Here is an 18,189-nt window from a genome sequence, read left to right as displayed (position 1 = left end):
CGGAGGTGCTTCGGCGGGCCATCCGCAGCGGGCCGGGCGGGCAGCGGCAGAATGCAGGCTCGGAGCAACCCGAGACGAAGCAGGAGCCTGGTTTTGAGCGTGCAGTCGGTCGAGCAGCGGATCGCCGAAGAGCTGGGGGTGCGCGAAGGGCAGGTCAAGGCCGCCGTGACCCTCCTCGACGAGGGGTCCACGGTGCCGTTCATCGCCCGGTACCGCAAGGAAGTCACCGGAGAGCTGGACGACGCCCAGCTGCGCACGCTCGAGGAGCGGCTGCGCTACCTGCGCGAGCTGGACGAACGCCGCGCCGCGGTCCTGGAGTCCATCCGGAGCCAGGGCAAACTGGACGAAGCGCTCGAGGCGCAGATCCTCGCCGCGGACACGAAGTCGCGGCTGGAGGACATCTACCTGCCGTACAAGCCGAAGCGGCGGACCAAGGCGCAGATCGCCCGCGAGGCCGGTCTGGAGCCGCTGGCCGACGGCCTGCTGAACGACCCGTCGACCGACCCGCAGGCGGCCGCCGCGGTGTTCGTCGACGCGGACAAGGGCGTCGCCGACGCGCAGGCCGCCCTCGACGGCGCGCGCGCCATCCTGGTCGAGCGCTTCGCCGAGGACGCCGACCTGATCGGCGAGCTGCGCGAGAAGATGTGGGCCGAGGGCCACCTCGTGTCGAAGGTCCGCGCGGGCAAGGAGACCGACGGGGCCAAATTCTCCGACTACTTCGACTTCTCCGAGCCCTACACCAAACTCCCCTCGCACCGGATCCTCGCGATGCTGCGCGGCGAGAAGGAAGAGATCCTCGACCTCACGATGGAGCCTTCCGAGCCGCCCGCCGAGGACGCTCCGCCCCGCGTCGGGCCGACCGAGTACGAACAGCGCATCGCCGCCCGGTTCGGGATCAGCCAGCAGGACCGCCCGGCGGACAAATGGCTCGGCGACACCGTGCGCTGGGCCTGGCGCACGAAGATCCTCCTGCACCTGGGCATCGACCTGCGGATGCGGCTGCGCCAGTCGGCCGAGGACGACGCCGTGCGCGTGTTCGCGGCGAACCTGCGCGACCTGCTGCTGGCCGCCCCGGCGGGCACCCGCGCGACGATGGGCCTCGACCCGGGCTTCCGCACCGGCGTGAAGGTGGCCGTGGTCGACGCGACCGGCAAGGTCGTCGACACCCACGTGATCTACCCGCACCAGCCGGCGAACAAATGGGACCAGTCGATCGCCGAACTGGCGGTGCTGGCCAAGAAGCACAACGTCGACCTGATCTCGATCGGCAACGGCACCGCGTCGCGAGAGACCGACAAGCTGGCGGTCGAGCTGATCAAGAAGCACCCGGAGCTGAAGCTCACCAAGGCGGTCGTGTCCGAGGCGGGCGCGTCGGTGTACTCGGCGTCGGCGTTCGCTTCGCAGGAGCTGCCGGGCATGGACGTCTCGCTGCGCGGCGCGGTCTCGATCGCGCGCCGGCTGCAGGACCCGCTGGCCGAACTGGTGAAGATCGACCCGAAGTCGATCGGCGTCGGCCAGTACCAGCACGACCTGTCCGAGGTGTCGCTGTCGCGTTCGCTGGACGCGGTGGTCGAGGACTGCGTGAACGCGGTCGGCGTGGACGTGAACACCGCGTCCGCCCCGCTGCTGACGCGGGTTTCGGGCATCACGACGTCGCTCGCGGAGAACATCGTGGCGCACCGCGACTCCCACGGCCCGTTCCGCACCCGCACCGCGCTCAAGGAGGTCGCGCGGCTCGGCCCGAAGGCGTTCGAGCAGTGCGCGGGCTTCCTCCGCATCCCGGACGGCGACGACCCGCTCGACGCGTCCTCGGTGCACCCGGAGGCCTATCCGGTCGTACGGCGGATCCTCGACCGCACCGGCGTCGGCATCCGCGAGCTGATCGGCAACGCCCGGACCCTGCAGGCGCTGAAGCCCGCCGAGTTCGTCGACGATACGTTCGGGCTCCCGACGGTCACCGACATCCTGGCCGAACTGGAGAAACCGGGCCGCGACCCGCGTCCGGCGTTCAAGACCGCGACCTTCGCCGAGGGCGTCGAGAAGATCGCCGACCTCAAGCCGGGCATGCGGCTGGAGGGCGTGGTGACGAACGTGGCCGCGTTCGGCGCGTTCATCGACGTCGGCGTGCACCAGGACGGCCTCGCGCACGTTTCGGCGCTGTCGAAGAACTTCGTGAAGGACCCGCGCGACGTCGTGAAGCCGGGCGACATCGTCAAGGTGAAGGTGCTGGACGTCGACGTGCCGCGCAAGCGGATCTCGCTGACGCTGCGCCTGGACGACGAGCCCGGCGCGGGCGCCAACCGCGGCGGTGGCGGCGGACGGGACCGCGGCCAGGGCGGCGGTCAGGGCGGCGGCGGTCAGCGCCGGAACCAGCCGCAGCAGCGCGGTGGCCGGGACCGTCGCGACTCCGGAGGCGGCGGCGCGATGGCGGACGCTCTCCGACGGGCCGGATTCGGCAAGTAGCAGCGAACGTCCGTGAAGGGCTCCTTGAGGGAATCAGATTCCCGCAAGGAGCCCTTCACGGACCTCGGCGAAATCGGAGAGCCAGAGGGGCTCTAGCGAGCGGCGCGTATCAGGGATTCATTTCGTACGCGCCGGAAAGCTCGCGCACCGTCCCCCACACGCGAGTGAACCGTTCGTGGTCCACCACCGGCTTCCGCAGTCCGGCCAGCGCCAGCTCCTGCTGCTTCTCGGTGGAGCTCGGCTTCCCGTGCAGTTCGACCGCCGCGACGCTGAAGTCCTGCACCAGCACCGCGAACAGCTGGTCCAGCACATCGTCTGACACGCCGGTCAGCTCAGCCTGCTCCAGGATCAGCTGGCCGTACACGACGAGGGTGAACAGTTCGGTCAGCGCGAGCCCGAAGTCCAGGTCCTTCTGCTGCGCCTCGTCCGGCGTCGCCTCGGAAAGCAGCCGCACCAGCACTTCGGCCTGTTCGGTGAACCGGGCGACGTTCGGCAGGTGCTTCGCGTTCTCGTACGCCGGTTTCCAGTCGTGGAACCGGATCTTCGACAGCCCGCGTGCCGGGCCTTGGCGGAACAAGAAATCGTCGTCGGAGGCGTCGTCGCGGGTCGGCACCGCCGGGTATTCCTGCGGCGCGAAGAGGTACGCGGGCATGAACTTGGCGATCAGCGCGAGGTTCACCGCGACCGTGCCCTCCAGCTTGGGCAGGCCGTCGATGTCGTTCTTGGCCATCGCGAGGTAGGTGTCGGCCTCGAAACCCTTGGCCGCCACGACATCCGCGACCAGCCCGATCACCTTCTGCGCCTCGGTGGTCACCTTCATCTTGGTGATCGGGTTGTACAGCAGGTAGCGGCGGTCCTGCTGGTTCGCCGAGCGGAAGTAGTCGATCGCGCGGTCGGAGAACAGCTTCATCCCGGTGAGCCGCGCGTAGGCTTCGACGAATTCGCGGCGCACGTGCGGGAAATCGGTGACCGGGTTGCCGTGCAGGATCCGGTTCTGCGCGTGCGTTATCGCCTCGTACAGCGAATGCGTCGCCATTCCGATGCCGCCGAAGCACAGGTTGAACTTGCCGATGTTGACCGTGTTCAGCGCGGCGCTGAAGGCTTCCGGTCCAGTGTGGAGGATGTCCTCGGCGCGCACCGGGTAGTCCTCGAGCCGGAACTCCGCGACATACATCTGCGACGGCACGATGTTCTTGACGACGTGGTAGTTCGGGTGCTCGGAATCAGCGTAGAAGAACACGTACTGCTCCGGTCCTTCGACGCCGTCGATCCGGCCGAACACCGAAACCGTGCGCGCGCAGTTCCCGTTGCCGATATAGTACTTCGACCCGTTCGCGCGGTAGCCGCCCTCGCCGTCCGGGGTGAGCACGAGGTCGGACGAGTAGATGTCCGCCCCGTGCTCCTTTTCGGACAGTCCGAACGCGCCGACGCCGCCCTCGGCGAGCGCTTCCGCGGCCCGCTTGCGGGCGGCCGCGTTCCCGCTCTGCCACACCGGTCCGAGGCCGAGAACGGTGACCTGGAACGGGTACCAATAGTTGAGGCCGTAGAAGCCGAGAATTTCCGCCAGCGCGGCGATCCGGCTGGTGTCCCAGCGTTTATCCGGATCCCCGGCCGAATCCGCGGCGGGGGTGAGGAACGTGGCGAACAGGCCTTCCTTGCCCGCGAACTCCAGGAAGTCGGCGTAGAACTCGCGGTCGTGATACGCCTGCGCGAGACGGCGTTTGCCGCGCGCTTCGAACCAGTCGATCGTCGCCCGCAGGAGCCGCCGGGTTTCCGGGTCGAACTTCCGGGCGTCGTAGTCGCGCGGGTTCAGCAGCGCTGTCGCCGTTTCGCTCATCGCATCTCCAGGTCAGCCGATATTACTGCCCGGTAACTTTAGCGCGGTGCGGCCCCCGGACTCCACCGCGTCCACCCGGCCGAGGCTGTCGCGCCGGAAACGCGCGCTCGGCCTGCGGGTGTCGGAGGCACGGGCGAGCACGTCCTCGGCGACGAACGCGACCTCGAACGGCGGCGCGGAGAGGACGTCCGGCTGATCGGTGTCGAGGATCATCTGCGCCCAGAGCGAGCCGTCGCGTTCGGTGAATTCGAAGATGAGCGAGCCCGTCCGATACCGTCCAGGGCAGTCGCCCGGGTCGATCGCCTGAATCGGACGATTGCCCAGTTTCGGCAGGTCAGCCACGTTCTCCAGGCACCAGTCGACGACCCGCGGGCCGAGCGCGCCGCCGCCCGCGCTGTTGGTGAGCACGGTGACCGCGAAGTTCTCGCTCGGCACCATGACGAACTCCGACAGCTGCAGGTTGCTGACGTTGCCGCCGTGCCGCACCAGCTGTGCGTCGCCGTGGCTCAGCCGCAGCCAGGACAGCCCGATTTCCTCGAACGGCAGCGCGCCCTCGCGCTGCGCGGCGTGCATCAGGCGGCGGGTCTCGTCGCTCAGCACCTCCCCGCCGGACAGCTGGAATCGAGCCCATTTCAGCTGGTCACGGGCAGTCGACCAGAGACCGCCGGCCGGAGCGTCCGCCCGGGCGAGGCCAACGGTGTGCGCGACCGCCGGGCCGTCCTCGCGCAGCGCGTGCCCGACCGCGTGCCGCCGGGTCAGCACCTCCCAGGGCTGGAAGCACGAGTCGGTCATGCCGAGCGGCTCCAGCAGCCGGGTGCGGACCAGGTCCTCGTAGGTGCCGCCGGACACCGCCTCGGCGACCCGGCCGGCCAGCAGGAATCCGGCGTTGCAGTAGGAGGCCACCTCGCCGACCGGGAACACCTGCGGCAGTTCGTCGAACTGCTCCACCGCGCGGGCGAGCGCGTCGTCGCCCCAGCCGGTGTCGACCTCGATGTCGCCGAGGAAGCCGGGCGAGTGCGTGAGCAGGTGGCGCAGCGTCACGGTCTTGCGCGCGAGCGGGTCGGCGAGTCTCAGATCCGGGAGGTACTCGACCACCGGCCGGTCCAGTTCGAGCACGCCGTCCTCGACCAGCACGAGCACCGCGGTGGCGGCGAACGTCTTGCTGGTGGAGCCGATCATGAACAGCGTGCCGTCGTCCACCGGCGTTCCCGTGTCCACACTGGACACTCCTGCGGTCAGCAGGGTTTCCTTGCCCTCGTGGAAAATCCCGACCGAGACGCCGGGAACCCCGGCCTCCCGCGCCCATTCGCCCAGCAGTCCGCGGAGTTCGTCTGCGCTCATGCGGCCAGCCTCGCACCCGCCGGCGCGGCGGCGGTGGTGGAAACGAACGAACCTCGCGCACGCGCTTCGTCGGTTCGCGCGTGGCGGCCTGCGGGCGATATCACGTAGCCCGCTCGATCTTGGGACGGTATAGTCGGCCATGCGGTCCGCTCAGTTCTGCCTCGGGCCGCGTTTCACTGTTGTCGACGACCACGCGCCGCAGCCACCCGAGGCCGCGCCGGGCAGGACAACCGCGCTACGTACGGAGATACGGGACGCTTTCGCGTCCGCACCAGCCCATGACGACTTTCACTGAACTCGGCCTGCCCAAACCCCTGGTCGACGCACTCGCCGCGCAGGGCGTCACCGAGCCCTTCCCGATCCAGGCCGCCACGCTCCCGCACACGCTCGCGGGCCGCGACGTGCTCGGCCGGGGCCGCACCGGCTCCGGCAAGACCTACGGCTTCGTCCTGCCCGTGCTGGCCCGCCTCGCCGCCGGCCCGACGCGGCGCCGCCCCGGCCGTCCGCGGGCGCTGATCCTCGCCCCGACCCGCGAACTGGCCACCCAGATCGAGGCCGCGATCGTGCCGCTGGCGCGTCCGCTGGGCCTCAAGGCCACCACGATTTTCGGCGGCGTGAGCGCGAACCCGCAGATCACCCGCCTGCGCGACGGCGTCGACATCGTCGTCGCCTGTCCCGGACGGCTCGCCGACCACATGCGCACCGGCGAGGCGAAGCTGGACAAGATCGAGATCACCGTGCTCGACGAGGCCGACCACATGGCCGACCTGGGCTTCCTGCCCGAGGTCCGGCGCATCATGGCGGCCACCCCCGAGCGCGGCCAGCGCATGCTGTTCTCCGCGACGCTCGACAACGGCATCGACGTGCTGGCGAAGCGCTTCATGAACGACCCGATGCTGCACAGCGTCGACTCGGCGCAGAGCCCGGTCTCGACGATGACGCACCACGTGCTGCACCTCAAGGAAACCCACCGGCTGCCAGTCCTGGTCGACCTGACCGCGGCTCCCGGCCGCACCCTGGTCTTCACCCGCACGAAGCACCGCGCGAAGGCCCTCACGCGCAAACTCGTCGCGAGCGGCGTCCCGGCCGTGGAACTGCACGGCAACCTCGGCCAGAACGCGCGCACGCGCAACCTGGAAGCGTTCTCGTCGGGCACCGCGAAAACCCTGGTGGCCACGGACATCGCCGCCCGGGGCATCCACGTGGACGACGTCACGCTGGTGATCCACGCCGACCCGCCGGTCGAGCACAAGGCGTACCTGCACCGTTCCGGCCGCACCGCGCGGGCGGGCGCGTCGGGCACCGTGGTGACCCTGATGACCGACGAGCAGGTCTCGGACGTCCGCGCGCTGACCCGGAAGGCGGGGATCTCGCCGACCACCACGCGGATCTCGCCTTCGCACCCGCTGCTGGCCGAACTGGCTCCGGGAGACCGGTCGTTCACCGCTTCGCCGCGTCGCCCGGTGGTGGACAACCGTCCCAAGACGGTGACCGCTTCCGGTGCCGCACCGGGCACGGGACGGCGTCGCGCGCCCTCGGAGAACCGAGGCGGGCTCGGGGCACGGACCGGTTCGCAGCCCCGCCGTTCCGGTGGCGGCCGGGGCGGTCCCCGGCAGGGCACGGAACCGCGCGCCGCTCGGGCTGGGTCACCGGCTGGTTCCGGTTCGGAGCGGCAGCCGGGGCAGGCCCGCCGGGAAGACCAGCGCCGCGGTACGGGCGCCGGTCGCCGAGGCGCGGAGGGCGCTGGCCGCCGCGGGTCGAGCCAGCCGTCGCGAAACCGCAGGAACGGTTCCGGCGGACGGCGGCAGTCGGAGTCCTGAGCGGCCTTCGGGAGTGGGTGTTGTCGCCGGTTCTCCTCGGCAACAACACCCACGACCCGGTGATCGGCGAGGGCGGCATCGCATCGTCGTGCCGAAATTCGCTGTGCGGCACGGCGATCCCTCTTTACGCTGGCCGTCGTGGAGCATCGCGGGAAAGTCGTGCGCTGGGAAGTCGACGAGGGCTGGGGAATCCTCGAATCACCCGCCGTCGACGGTCCGGTCTGGGCGCATTTCTCGATGATCGAAGCCGACGGCTTCCGGTCGCTGACCGCCGGGGAAGACGTGCGGTTCACCGTCGAGCGTGCCGAACAGGACGGCTGCCACTGGCGCGCGATCCGGGTGCACTCCCTCTGATCAGCTGATCAGAAAAAGCAAAAACGGGCCCACGCCCAAAAACAGCACCACAGCCGCGTTCGTCTTCCGGTACTGCAGCAGCAACGCCACGAACTCCCGCAGGAACGCGCTAGGCACGAAGTACGACGCCGTCTTCGCCCCGATCACGTTGAGCCGCAACCCCAACTGCCGCGCCAGCACCGCCGTGCGAAAGACGTGGTAGTTGTTCGTCACGGCCAGAATCGGCCCGGAAAACCCGCGCTGCTCAAGCAAAGCGACACTGAATCGCAGGTTTTCGCTGGTGGCCGTCGCCCGGTCCTCCCGCACGATCTGGTCCGCCGGGACCCCGGCCGCCCGGAGATACCGCGCCATCGCGTCCGCCTCAGACGTCAGCTCGTCCGCGCCCTGCCCGCCGGACACCACCAGCAACGCCCCTGGCGACCGCTGCTGCACCTGCACCGCGCGGTCGAGTCGGCTGGCCAGCAGCGGCGGAACCCGGTCGCCTTGCAGCCCGGAGCCGAGGACGACCACCGCTCCGGCGCTGGCGCGGCGGGTGACCCGGCTGTAGAGGATCGAGTACAGCAGCAGCGCGGTGAACAAAAACGCCAGATAACCGGTCACGAACAGCACGGCCATCGCGGCCACCCGCAGCAACGGCTGATCGTCGAAGACCAGCGAACTCACCGCGAGAGCGAACACGGCGAGCAGTCCCAGCCCCGCCAGCAGCGACAGCAGGTTCGCCAGCCGCCGCCCCTCGCGGCGCAGCATCACGACGCCGTTCGCGATCAGTGCCCACGGCAGCGCCAAAGCGCCGAGCCCGCCGACGAGCGCCACGACCACGATGATCGCGATCTGCGCCCATTCGACGTGTTTGAAGAACGTCAGCAGCCACAATCCGGTGAAGCCGAGCGCGATCAGGAACCACACCGCGTTGCCGACCCGCCGCGGCTCGCGCGCGAACCGTACGGCGAACACGAGCACGGAAACCAGCGCGAACAGCCCGGAGGTCATGGTCGTGCATTCTGTCGGGCACGCCCGCGCGTCGCGCGGGCAGGTACTCAGAGTGACGCCGTCAGGCCCCGCGCGCGCAGCACCGACCGCTCCAGCGGACGGAACACGATCAGCTCGATCGCCACCCCGACGAACAGAATCAGGAAAATCGCCGCGATCACCTTGGGCATCGAGTTGTACGACGAACCGTCGTTCAAATACGTGCCCAGCCCGACGCCGAGGCTCGGCGAGCGCGCGATCAGTTCCGCGGCCATCAGCGAGCGCCACGAGAACGCCCAGCCCTGCTTCAGCCCGGCCAGGAACCCGGGCAGCGCGGCGGGCAGCAGGATGTGCCGGGCCGCGGCGAACCGCCCGGCGCCCATCACCTTGCCGACGCGCGGCAGGATCGGCGGGATCTGGTCGATGCCCGACACGAGGCCGTTCGCGATCGACGGGACCGAACCGAGCAGCACGACGAAGTAGATCGCCGCGTCGTTGATGCCGAACCAGATCACCGCGGCGGGCACCCAGGCCACCGACGGCAAGCTTTGCAACCCGCTCAGCAGCGGGCCGATCGCGGCGCGCACCACGCGGACCTTCGCCACCAGGATGCCCAGCGGCGTGCCGATCACGACCCCGGCGGCGAAGCCGAGCGCGGCGCGGTGCACGGAGGTCCAGATGAAGCCGAACACCGAACCGTCGGTGACCGTGCTCCAGAACTCGGCCCAGACGTCCAGCGGCGCGGGCAGCGTCGTCTCCGGCCAGAACGCGGCGGCCCACAGGATCTGCCAGAGGATCACCAGCAGCACGAGCGCGCCGAGCGGCGGCAGGAATCCGCGCACGAACCGGCGGCGCAGCGACGCCGGTCGCGCGCCGGCGGGGGTGTCGAGCCGGTCCAGGCCGGCGCCGACGGCTTCGTCGAGGTCGGGGGCCGCCTGGTCAGGCTGCGGCATGGGTGCTGATCACCTTTCGCAGATCGGCCGTGATCTCGTCGGCCAGCAGTTCGGCGTCGGCGGACGGGACGTCGTGCCATTCGCGCACGACGCGGCCCGGACGCGACGACAGCAGCACCACTCGCTGTCCAAGCCGGACAGCCTCGCGCACGTCGTGCGTCACGAACAGCACCGAGGTGCCGGTGCTGCGCCACACCCGCAGCAGCTCGCTCTGCAGCACGTCGCGGGTGATCGCGTCGAGCGCCGCGAACGGTTCGTCCATGAGCAGCAACGCGTTGCCGTCGTCGCCGCCGACGCGGTGGGTCGCGGCGAGCGCCCGGGCCAGCGCGACCCGCTGCCGCATCCCGCCGGACAGCTCGTGCGGACGCTTGCGCCCCGCGTCGCTCAACCGGACCAGGTCCAGCAGCTCAGCGGCTTTTTGCCGACGCTCGGAGCGGCCGAAGCCGGCGAGCCGCAACGGCAGTTCCACGTTCCGGGACGCGGTCAGCCACGGCATCAGCGCGGCTTCCTGGAACATCACCGCGGGCCGCGAAGTGGTGAGAGTGATCTCACCGGCGGACGGCCGGTCGAGACCGGCGACGAGGTTCAGCAGCGTGCTCTTACCGCAGCCGGACGCGCCGAGCAGGCAGACGAACTCGCCCGGTTCGACGGTGAGGTCGACCCCGTCGAGAGCGGTCACCGCGCTGCCGGCGGAGCCGAACACCTTGCCCACGCGGTCGAGGTGGACGGCGGCGGTCACTGGTCGCGCCAGGGTGGTGGTCATCGCGGATCGCCTTCCGGTCGGGAGGTCACTTGGCCAGTTCGGGCGCGTTGACGACGGGCAGCTGCTGCGCCTTGAGGACTTCGTTGAGCGGGCCGAAGTCGGCGAACCCCTTCAGGTCCACCACCTTGTCGACCACGCCCGCGGTCACCGAGTCCTTGGCCAGCTGCGGGAATTGCGCGGGCACCGGGTCGGTGGTCAGTTCGATGTTCGCGAACGAGCGGTCGAGCACGGCCGGGCTGAGCGAACTGCCGGACAGCTCCTTGAGCGCGCCGTTGACCACGGTCTTCGCTTCGGCCGGGTTCTTCTTCGCCCAGTCGATCGCCTGCAGCTCGCCCTTCAGCAGCGCGCGCACGGTGTCCGGGTGCTGCTTGAGGAACTCGCTGCGCACGATCGCGACGGTGGTCGGGAACCGGCCTTGCGGCCACAGCGACTTCTCGTCCACCAGGACCTTCGCGCCCGCGTCGGTCACCAGCCGCGACGACCACGGTTCGGGCAGCCAGCCGCCGTCGACCTCGCCCTTGCGGAACGCGTCGAGGGTCTTCGGGTTGTCCAGGTTGGTCACGTTCACCTGGCCGGTCAGATGCTTCTCGGCGAGGAACTTCTTCAGCGCGACGTCCTGGGTGTTGGCCAGCTGCGGCGTCGCGATCGTCTTGCCCTTGAGCTGGTCGACCGAGGTGATGCCGGGCTTCACCACCAGCTGCGCGCCGCCGGTGACCGCGCCGGACACGAGCTGGATCTCGCCCTTGGACTTGGTGAAAGCGTTGATCGCCGGTCCGGAGCCGATGAACGCGACGTCGAGCGAACCGCCGAGCAGCGCGTTCACTTCGGACGGACCGGCGTTGAAAGTCTGAGTCGTGAGTTTCGTGCTGCCGAGGTTCTGCGCGAAGAAGTTCTTCTTGACCCCGATCAGCGCGGGCGTGTGCGTCACGTTCGGGAAGAAGCCGACGCGCACCTCCCCGGCGGCGCCCTCGTTGGTCGCGGCCTCGGTGCGGTCCGCGCGGGAACACCCGGCGAGCGCCCCGAGCACCGTCAGCGCGGCGAGTGCGGAAGCGAGCAATCGGGTTCGCGGAAATGTACGCACAAATGGCCCTTTCGCGGTCAGCGGAACGGGGCGAGAATGACACGTTCACCCGCGAGACTGCATATGCATCCGCATCCCGGGAAATTGTGTGGGATTACTTGACAGGCGTGGGCCTCACCTGCTTGTCAGGAGCGAGACGTCACCGAACTCGTGCCACAGATACTCGCGTCGCACCGCCGCGTCGTAAGCCCGTTGCACCAGCTCCGGACCCACCACCGCTTCGAGAAGCAGCAGGTGAGACGCCTGCGGCGCGTGCAGGCCGGTGAGCAAACCGTCGACCGCGCGGGCCGGCCGGTCCGGACCGAGCACCAGTTCGGTCCAGCCCGCCGCCGCGGTGACGAGCCCGCCGGGATTCGCGGCCGATTCGATCGCGCGCACCGCCGTTGTCCCTACTGCGATAACGCGTCCACCCTGGTCACGCACCCAATTGACCAACGCGGCAGTCGTCGCCGGAACGCGAAATCGCTCACCGTACGGCGGTTCCCCGGCTTCCGGCGACGAGACGCCGGTGTGCAACAAGATCGGCGCGAACAACACGCCGCGCGAGACGAGTTGTGTGACCAATTCCGCAGTGAACGGCCGTGCCGCGCTCGGCATCTCCGCCGAACCCGGGTCGAGCGCGAACACAGTCTGGTAGTTCGGCAACGGCCACGCGCGCGGGACATAGCCGTAGCGAATCGGCCGCCCGACCTTCGCGAGATACCGCGGGACCTCGCCTTCCACTTCGATCTTCGCGCGCCACAAGCGTTGCGCACCGGCGACGTGCGGCTCCCGCAGCGTGACGGCGGCACCGGCGGGCAGGCTGAGCCGCTCCCCCGCGTGGCCGTCGAGGAGCGGGCCGTCGGGCGCGCGGAGTTCGACCACCCAGGTGCCGTCGTCCAGTTCGGTGGAGAAATGGACGGCGATGACGTGGTCGTCCCGGACGGCGTCCACGGCAGCGGGGAGCGTGCCGGAAGTGTTGATTACCAACAGATCCCCGGGATCCAAGAACGCCGCCAGGTCGCGGAAGACGGCATGCCGCACGCCTTCAGGGCCGGCCGCGAGCAGCCGCACCTCGTCGCGGGCGAGGCCGCGCGCTTCGGGCGGCGCGGACGCGCTCCGGTCCTCGGCCAGGTCGAATCGGGTGCGCGGTGCGGTCATGACCGCACCCGCAAATCCGCCGCCTTGAACCGGCCGCTCGGCGGACGCTCCTCCAGGAGCCGCAGGAAAGCCGGTACCGCGGTCTCCGGCAACGGCCGGTCCGAAATGTCCTCGCCCGGGAAAGCGGCCTGGTGCATGGCCGTGCGCAGATCCCCGGGATCGACGGCGTACACCGCGAGGTCCGGGTTCTCCACGCCGAGCACCGCGCTCACGTGGTCCAGCGCGGCTTTCGCCGAACCGTAGCCGCCCCAGCCCTCGTACGCCTCCACGGCGGCGTCGGAGCTGATGTTCACCAGCACTCCCTTCGCCGCGGTGAGCGAGGGCAACAGCAGCCGGGTGAGCGCGAGCGGCGCGAAAACGTTGGTGCGGAAGACAGTCTCGAGCTCGTCCGGCGGATACTCGGCCAGCGGCGGCAGCGGGCTGACGCCGAGCGTGCTGGCGTTGTTGACGAGCAGGTCGAGCCGCGGCCCGGCGGCTTCGGCGAGCCGGGCGCGGTGCGCGGGGTCGGTGACGTCGCCGGGCACCGGCGCGAACCCGGCCTCGGCCGCGGCGGCGCGCAGCGTCCCCGGGTCGCGTCCGGTGCCCAGGACTGTCCATTCGCGACGGACGAGAGCCGCGGCGAGCGCCCGGCCCAGACCGGCGGAAGCGCCGGTGACAACAGCTGCTGGCATTGGTCCCTCCAGAAGTAGGCACCTGCCAGCGTGCGACCTCTACCTTACTGGAGGTCAACCGGCCGGCGGCCGCGCAGCAGCGTGTACGCCACCAGCGAAACCACGAACCCGGCGTAGTACGCCAGGTCCGCCCCGTGCAGCGCGGCGGCGACCGGTCCGGTGTAGACAGTCGTGTTCATGAACGGCACCGCGGCCGCGAAACCCACCACGAACGCCACGATCGCGGCCCAGCCGCGCACCGGACGTCGCAGCTCAGCCAGCACGTCGACCTCCCGGCTACGCCGCGTGCGGCGCAGCCAGTCCGGCACCACGACACCCAGGAACGGCGGGATCCAGTAACTCACCACCAGCAGCACGTTCTGGAACTTCGCCGCCAGGTCGCCGCTGTGCATCCAGAGAATCAACGCGAACGCCAGCACCGTCACGACCACTGCCGACACCGGACGGCGCACCCGCACGCCGACGGTCTGCAGCGCGAGCGAGCCGCTGTAGTCGTTCATCGCGTTGGACGACACCGCGGCCAGCGCGATCACCAGCAACGCCACCGCACCCAGGACACCGCCGCCGAGCAGCGTCGACACTCCGGCCGCGGTCTGGTCGCCCAACGCGGTACCGAGCGCGAGCCCAATGCCCTCGCCGAGCGCGTACGACGCGGTCAGGCCGAGCAGCGTGAACCAAAAGACGCCGCTCGGCCGCGTCGAAGCGGGGAGGTAACGGCTGAAATCCGACGCATAAGGAGCCCACGAAATAGCGAGGCTGAGCGTAATAGTGGAAAACAGCACGACGGCACCCGCGAAATCGCCGCCCGTCGCGGAATCGGCGAACGTAATCGGGTGATCAAGCACCACCTTTACGGCGAGCGCGACAAATGCGACAACCAGCACCACGCTCATCACGGCCTGGACCCGGTGGATCACCGCGTAGCCGAACACGCCGAGGGTGCACTGCAGCACCAGCACCACGAGCACCGCGGCCCAGAACGGCAATCCGGTCAGCTGGGCCAGCGCTTCGCCGCCGAACAACCCGACCAGCGCGTCCCACGCGATCGAGCCGAGCCATTGCACCAGGCCGGGCAGCACGACGCCGCCGCCGAACGGAAGCCGCGCGAGCGGCAGCTGACCGGTTCCGGTGCGCGGACCCCAGGTGGACAGCCACGCGACCGGCAGCGAGCCGACCACGGTGCCGATCAGCGCGATGACGAACCCGGTGGTGAAGCCGAGCCCGAGCGTCGCGCCGAGGGTGCCGGTGAAGACGGCGGTCATGGTGAGGTTCGGCGCGAACCACACCCCCGCGAGCCGCCACGGCCTGCCGAACCGGTTCGCCGCCGGGATCGGGGTGATTCCGTGTGTTTCGATCGCGAAATCCCCTGCTCCGGACGGCATCCGGCCCCCGAAGACGTCGGCGTCGATCCCGCTCATTTCGTGCCCTTTCTCCCGGCTGACCCGTGAGTCTGAACCGGAGTACCCGGCCGCGCCACTACTCTGTGGCGTTCCCGACCCGTTCTCGGCAGGATCGCGAGGATGGGGGAAGGACCGCGCTCGCCGCTGCGCCATCGCGCGTTCGCCGTTTTCTGCACCGGACGGCTGGTCTCGCTGCTGGGCAGCGCCATGACTCCGGTGGCGCTCGCGTTCGCCGTCCTCGGCAGCAGCCACAGTCCCACCGACCTCGGCGTCGTGCTCGCCGCCGGGATCGTGCCGCGGCTGGCCTTCCTGCTCGTCGGCGGCGCGGTCGGCGACCGGTTTCCGCGCAACCGGGTGCTGCGGCTGTCGAACCTGGGCGCGGGGGCGGCCCAACTGGCGGCCGCGGCCATCCTGCTCACCGGTGCCTACTCGCTGGCCGCCGTCGCGGCGACCGAGTTCCTCGGCGGGGTCTGCACCGCGTTCACCACGCCGGTGCTGCGCGGGATCGTGCCGCAGATCGTCCCGGCGGAGGCGCTGCGCCCGGCGAACTCGCTGCTGTCCACCAGCAAGAACGTCACCAAGATCGCCGGTCCGGCCGTGGCGGGCGTGCTGGTCGGCACGGTCGGCGGCGGCTGGGCCATCGCCGCGGACGGGATCTCGTTCGTCCTCGCCGCCTTGCTGTACCAGATGGTCACCCTGCCCCCGGTGCGCGCGAGCGAGCAGATCGGCTTGCTGCACACCGTGCGGACCGGCTGGCGCGAGTTCTGGCGGATCGGCTGGCTGTGGCGGGTGGTCACGGCGTTCACCGTGTACAACATCGTCTTCACCGGCGGCTGGCTGGTGCTCGGGCCAGGCATCGCGCAGACCACCATCGGTGCGGCCGGATGGGGCGCGGTGCTGAGCGTGCGCGCGGTGGGCGCGCTGCTGGCCGGGCTGGTGATGTACCGGCTCGCGCCGCGACGCCTGCTGCCGCTGGGACTGACGAGCGCCGCGCTGACCGTGCTGCCGCTGATCGCGCTCGGCCTGCACGCGGGTTTCGCGGTGCTGGCCGGGGCGACGTTCGTCGCCGGGTTCTGCGCGGGCGTGATGAGCGTCGCCTGGGACACGACGATGCAGGAGAACATCCCCGGGCACCTGCTGTCCCGGATGGCCGCGTTCGACGACTTCGGGTCATACGCGGGCATTCCGGTCGGCGAACTCCTGGCCGGACCGCTCGGTGCGGCGTTCGGTGCGCCGCAGGTGGTCCTCGTCGGCGGGATCCTGATCGCCGTCGCCGCGCTCTCCCCGCTGCGCTCTCCCGCCGTCCGCGCGCTGCGGCATCCGCCGGTCCGCGTGCCGTGAACGCAAGAAAGGGCCTGCCCGGGAAATCCCCGGCAGGCCCTTCCTTCACCCCTCGGTCACACCAGCAACAGGAACGCCACTCCGTTCGGCGAGCCGAGACCCGTCACGTCGTCGTAGCCCTTGGTCGTGTGGATCGTCAGGTTCGGGTAGTCGAGCACCCTGGCCGAGGTCTTCAGCCCCTGCGAGGCGTCGACCCCGTTGACGAAGTCCACGCGCTGCACCGCGCCGTCGACGTGCTGGACGTCGTGGATCGCCGACGTGCGCGACGTCAGCTGGTACAGCACCGGGTTGATGAATCCGTGGTGGAAGTGGTCGAGGCTGTCGGCCACCGCCATCACGCCCGCGAACACCGGCGACGCCAGGCTCGTGCCGCCGATCCGGTACTGGTCGTAGTAGACGCCGTCCGGGAAGGTCTGCGTCTGGCCGACCAGGAAGCCGGTGTTCGGGTCCGCGACCGCGGAGATGTCCGGGACCACGCGTCCCTTCGCGCCGCCGGTCTGGTTCTTCGTGGACAGTGCGTCGGGCACGATTCCCTTCTGGTAGAAGGGCTGGCCGAACAGCCGGCTCGTGCCGCCGCCCGCGCCGCCGTTGAAGGCACCCGGGTACGCCGGGGCGTAGGCGCCGTTGACCAGCGTCGACTTGCCGGTCTCCCATCCGGTTTCGAACATCCGCTTGCCGTCCTGGCCGACCGCCAGCGACGTGCCGCCGACCGCGGTCACCCACGGAGCCGAGGCCGAGAAGTCCGGCGACGGCGTGCCGAGGCGGGCGACCTCGTCCCCGTTGTCGCCGGAGGAGAAGTACACGCCGATGCCCTCGAGCACCGCCTGCATCGAGATCTGGTTGAACACCTTGACCTCGGAGGCCGGGATGTCCTCGCCGGTGTCGCCGTAGGAGTTGGAGATGATGTCGGCCTTGTGCCCCGCCACGACGTAGTTCAGCGCGGTGTCCAGCGACAGGTCCTCGCAGTCCTGCCCGCCGACGTACAGGATGTCCGCACCCGGCGCGAGTCCGTGCGCAGCCTCGACGTCCAGGGTTTCCTCGCCGTACCAGCCGGAAGCGTCGCACTGGTCCGGCGGCTCGAGCGCCTGGTTCGGCGGGAAGATGTGCTGTTTGAACTGCTGCTTGGTCAGCGGGTGCGCCGGGTCATTGCGCTTGGCGTACTCCGCGGCGTCGGAGTAGATCGTCGGCGACGCGAACGCGTCCACGATGGCGATCGTGGTGCCGCGACCGTCCGCACCGACCTTCGCGACCTGGTCCAGACCGTACGCCGAACGCAGCTGCGCGGGCGTGTAGCCGCACGGCGCGTACGGAAGCTGCTTGCCGTTGTACGCCGGGTCAGTCGTGTCGGTCTTCTCGCCGTAGTAAGCGCTGCACGGACCCGAGTTGCGGAACCCGTTGCTGGGCGGCGCGGTCGACGGGCTGCCCTGCACGCGGGACTGCTTGGTCGCCGAGGGGTCAGCCCCGTCGGTGTGGTCCGGTTTGAACAGGTTCGTCGCCTGGTCGACGCCGACCACGCCGAGCACGTCGCTCGCCAGCGCGGCCGGAACGGACAGGTCCTTGTCCGCCGCGCGCAACGTCTGTCCCTTGACCTGGTACTTGCCCAGGGTCACGGCGAACGCGCGCTGCACCTGATCGGCGGTACCGGTCGCCTCGACGTACGCCCGGTTGGACGGCACCTCGCCGATGCTGAATCCGCTTGCGGACAGCCAATTCTTCACCGCGGACACCGTCTGGTCGGTGGCGGCGAACTGGTCCCGCACTTGGTCCGGCGACAGATAATGCCGGTAGCCGCGACTGTTCGGATCGGAGACCGACTGCGCGGCCGCCTCCGCCGCGCCCTGATCCTTGAGGTTCAAGTAAACCCGAAAGTCCATAGTGGACGACGCGGCCGTGTCGGCCACCTTGGACTGCGGATTGGCCCAAGCCGGATGCGATTGCGGAATGTCCGCCCGCCCCTGAGCCGACGCCACGGCAGGCGAAGCGGCCAAGCCGCCCACCACCGCCAGCGAAAGAAACATGGTGACGCTTCTACGCACAGCAACTCCCTCGTGTTGCG

General features: G+C 70.0%; 14 protein-coding genes. 4 read left to right on the top strand and 10 right to left on the bottom strand.

The annotated features are described in order from the left end of the window. The first annotated feature begins 93 nt into the window (after positions 1-93). Positions 94-2,463: a Tex family protein gene (locus H5411_RS13820; protein ID WP_101435412.1), complete on the top strand. Its 2,370-nt coding sequence runs from the start codon at positions 94-96 to the stop codon at positions 2,461-2,463. A 109-nt stretch (positions 2,464-2,572) separates the two neighbouring features. Here H5411_RS13820 and H5411_RS13815 read toward each other — a convergent pair whose 3' ends face one another. Then, entirely contained in the window at positions 2,573-4,300 is a 1,728-nt protein-coding gene (locus H5411_RS13815; RefSeq protein ID WP_183123987.1) for an acyl-CoA dehydrogenase, read from the bottom strand. Positions 4,301-4,312: 12 nt separating this feature from the next. Next, positions 4,313-5,641 carry a serine hydrolase domain-containing protein gene (locus H5411_RS13810; protein WP_101435414.1) on the bottom strand — a complete coding sequence of 443 codons (1,329 nt, stop codon included), beginning with the start codon at positions 5,639-5,641 and terminating at the stop codon, positions 4,313-4,315. Between the two features lie 278 nt (positions 5,642-5,919). Between H5411_RS13810 and H5411_RS13805 the strand changes: the two genes are divergently transcribed. Both H5411_RS13805 and H5411_RS13800 read left to right on the top strand, forming a co-directional pair. Further along, positions 5,920-7,461, top strand: a complete 1,542-nt coding sequence (locus H5411_RS13805) for a DEAD/DEAH box helicase (protein ID WP_183123986.1) — start codon at positions 5,920-5,922, stop codon at positions 7,459-7,461. Between the two features lie 138 nt (positions 7,462-7,599). Beyond that, entirely contained in the window at positions 7,600-7,815 is a 216-nt protein-coding gene (locus H5411_RS13800; protein WP_183123985.1) for a cold-shock protein, read from the top strand. Here the strand turns inward: H5411_RS13800 and H5411_RS13795 are convergent, their stop codons facing one another. The 7 genes from H5411_RS13795 to H5411_RS13765 form a co-directional block, all read right to left on the bottom strand. Then, positions 7,816-8,805: a YdcF family protein gene (locus H5411_RS13795; protein WP_183123984.1), complete on the bottom strand. Its 990-nt coding sequence runs from the start codon at positions 8,803-8,805 to the stop codon at positions 7,816-7,818. Positions 8,806-8,852: 47 nt separating this feature from the next. Next, positions 8,853-9,737 carry an ABC transporter permease gene (locus H5411_RS13790; protein ID WP_101435420.1) on the bottom strand — a complete coding sequence of 295 codons (885 nt, stop codon included), beginning with the start codon at positions 9,735-9,737 and terminating at the stop codon, positions 8,853-8,855. Continuing rightward, the gene (locus H5411_RS13785; protein ID WP_101435421.1) at positions 9,724-10,500 is read right to left on the bottom strand and encodes an ABC transporter ATP-binding protein; all 777 of its coding nucleotides are present in this window, start codon (positions 10,498-10,500) and stop codon (positions 9,724-9,726) included. Before H5411_RS13785 ends, H5411_RS13790 begins: the two co-directional genes overlap by 14 nt. Positions 10,501-10,525: 25 nt before the next feature. After that, entirely contained in the window at positions 10,526-11,581 is a 1,056-nt protein-coding gene (locus H5411_RS13780) for an ABC transporter substrate-binding protein (RefSeq protein WP_101435422.1), read from the bottom strand. Positions 11,582-11,695: 114 nt separating this feature from the next. Further along, entirely contained in the window at positions 11,696-12,721 is a 1,026-nt protein-coding gene (locus H5411_RS13775; RefSeq protein ID WP_183123983.1) for an S-adenosylmethionine:tRNA ribosyltransferase-isomerase, read from the bottom strand. After that, positions 12,718-13,392 (bottom strand): SDR family NAD(P)-dependent oxidoreductase, encoded by a 675-nt coding sequence (locus tag H5411_RS13770; protein ID WP_183123982.1) that lies wholly within the window; start codon positions 13,390-13,392, stop codon positions 12,718-12,720. Before H5411_RS13770 ends, H5411_RS13775 begins: the two co-directional genes overlap by 4 nt. 44 nt (positions 13,393-13,436) lie before the next feature. Next, positions 13,437-14,810, bottom strand: a complete 1,374-nt coding sequence (locus H5411_RS13765) for a purine-cytosine permease family protein (RefSeq protein ID WP_183123981.1) — start codon at positions 14,808-14,810, stop codon at positions 13,437-13,439. 102 nt (positions 14,811-14,912) lie between these two features. Here H5411_RS13765 and H5411_RS13760 point away from each other — a divergent pair, with 102 nt between their 5' ends. Then, positions 14,913-16,133, top strand: a complete 1,221-nt coding sequence (locus H5411_RS13760) for an MFS transporter (RefSeq protein ID WP_183123980.1) — start codon at positions 14,913-14,915, stop codon at positions 16,131-16,133. 56 nt (positions 16,134-16,189) lie between these two features. Here H5411_RS13760 and H5411_RS13755 read toward each other — a convergent pair whose 3' ends face one another. After that, a complete protein-coding gene (locus H5411_RS13755) occupies positions 16,190-18,151 on the bottom strand; it encodes a S53 family peptidase (protein WP_220816903.1) in 1,962 nt (653 codons plus the stop codon). Between the last annotated feature and the right edge of the window lie 38 nt (positions 18,152-18,189).

The organism is Amycolatopsis echigonensis (assembly GCF_014174495.1).
GTDB classification, from domain to species: Bacteria; Actinomycetota; Actinomycetes; order Mycobacteriales; family Pseudonocardiaceae; genus Amycolatopsis; species Amycolatopsis echigonensis.
The sequence above is the reverse complement of the archived record's forward strand: the minus strand, read 5'-3'. Positions and strand labels throughout refer to the sequence as shown.

Bases quoted from the DNA above. Each gene is read 5' to 3' on its own strand.
- H5411_RS13815 (WP_183123987.1), bottom strand. From the start codon at position 4,300: ATGAGCGAAACGGCGACAGCGCTGCTGAACCCGCGCGACTACGACGCC.
- H5411_RS13810 (WP_101435414.1), bottom strand. From the start codon at position 5,641: ATGAGCGCAGACGAACTCCGCGGACTGCTGGGCGAATGGGCGCGGGAG.
- H5411_RS13805 (WP_183123986.1), top strand. From the start codon at position 5,920: ATGACGACTTTCACTGAACTCGGCCTGCCCAAACCCCTGGTCGACGCA.
- H5411_RS13795 (WP_183123984.1), bottom strand. From the start codon at position 8,805: ATGACCTCCGGGCTGTTCGCGCTGGTTTCCGTGCTCGTGTTCGCCGTA.
- H5411_RS13790 (WP_101435420.1), bottom strand. From the start codon at position 9,737: ATGCCGCAGCCTGACCAGGCGGCCCCCGACCTCGACGAAGCCGTCGGC.
- H5411_RS13785 (WP_101435421.1), bottom strand. From the start codon at position 10,500: ATGACCACCACCCTGGCGCGACCAGTGACCGCCGCCGTCCACCTCGAC.
- H5411_RS13775 (WP_183123983.1), bottom strand. From the start codon at position 12,721: ATGACCGCACCGCGCACCCGATTCGACCTGGCCGAGGACCGGAGCGCG.
- H5411_RS13770 (WP_183123982.1), bottom strand. From the start codon at position 13,392: ATGCCAGCAGCTGTTGTCACCGGCGCTTCCGCCGGTCTGGGCCGGGCG.
- H5411_RS13765 (WP_183123981.1), bottom strand. From the start codon at position 14,810: ATGAGCGGGATCGACGCCGACGTCTTCGGGGGCCGGATGCCGTCCGGA.
- H5411_RS13760 (WP_183123980.1), top strand. From the start codon at position 14,913: ATGGGGGAAGGACCGCGCTCGCCGCTGCGCCATCGCGCGTTCGCCGTT.
- H5411_RS13755 (WP_220816903.1), bottom strand. From the start codon at position 18,151: ATGTTTCTTTCGCTGGCGGTGGTGGGCGGCTTGGCCGCTTCGCCTGCC.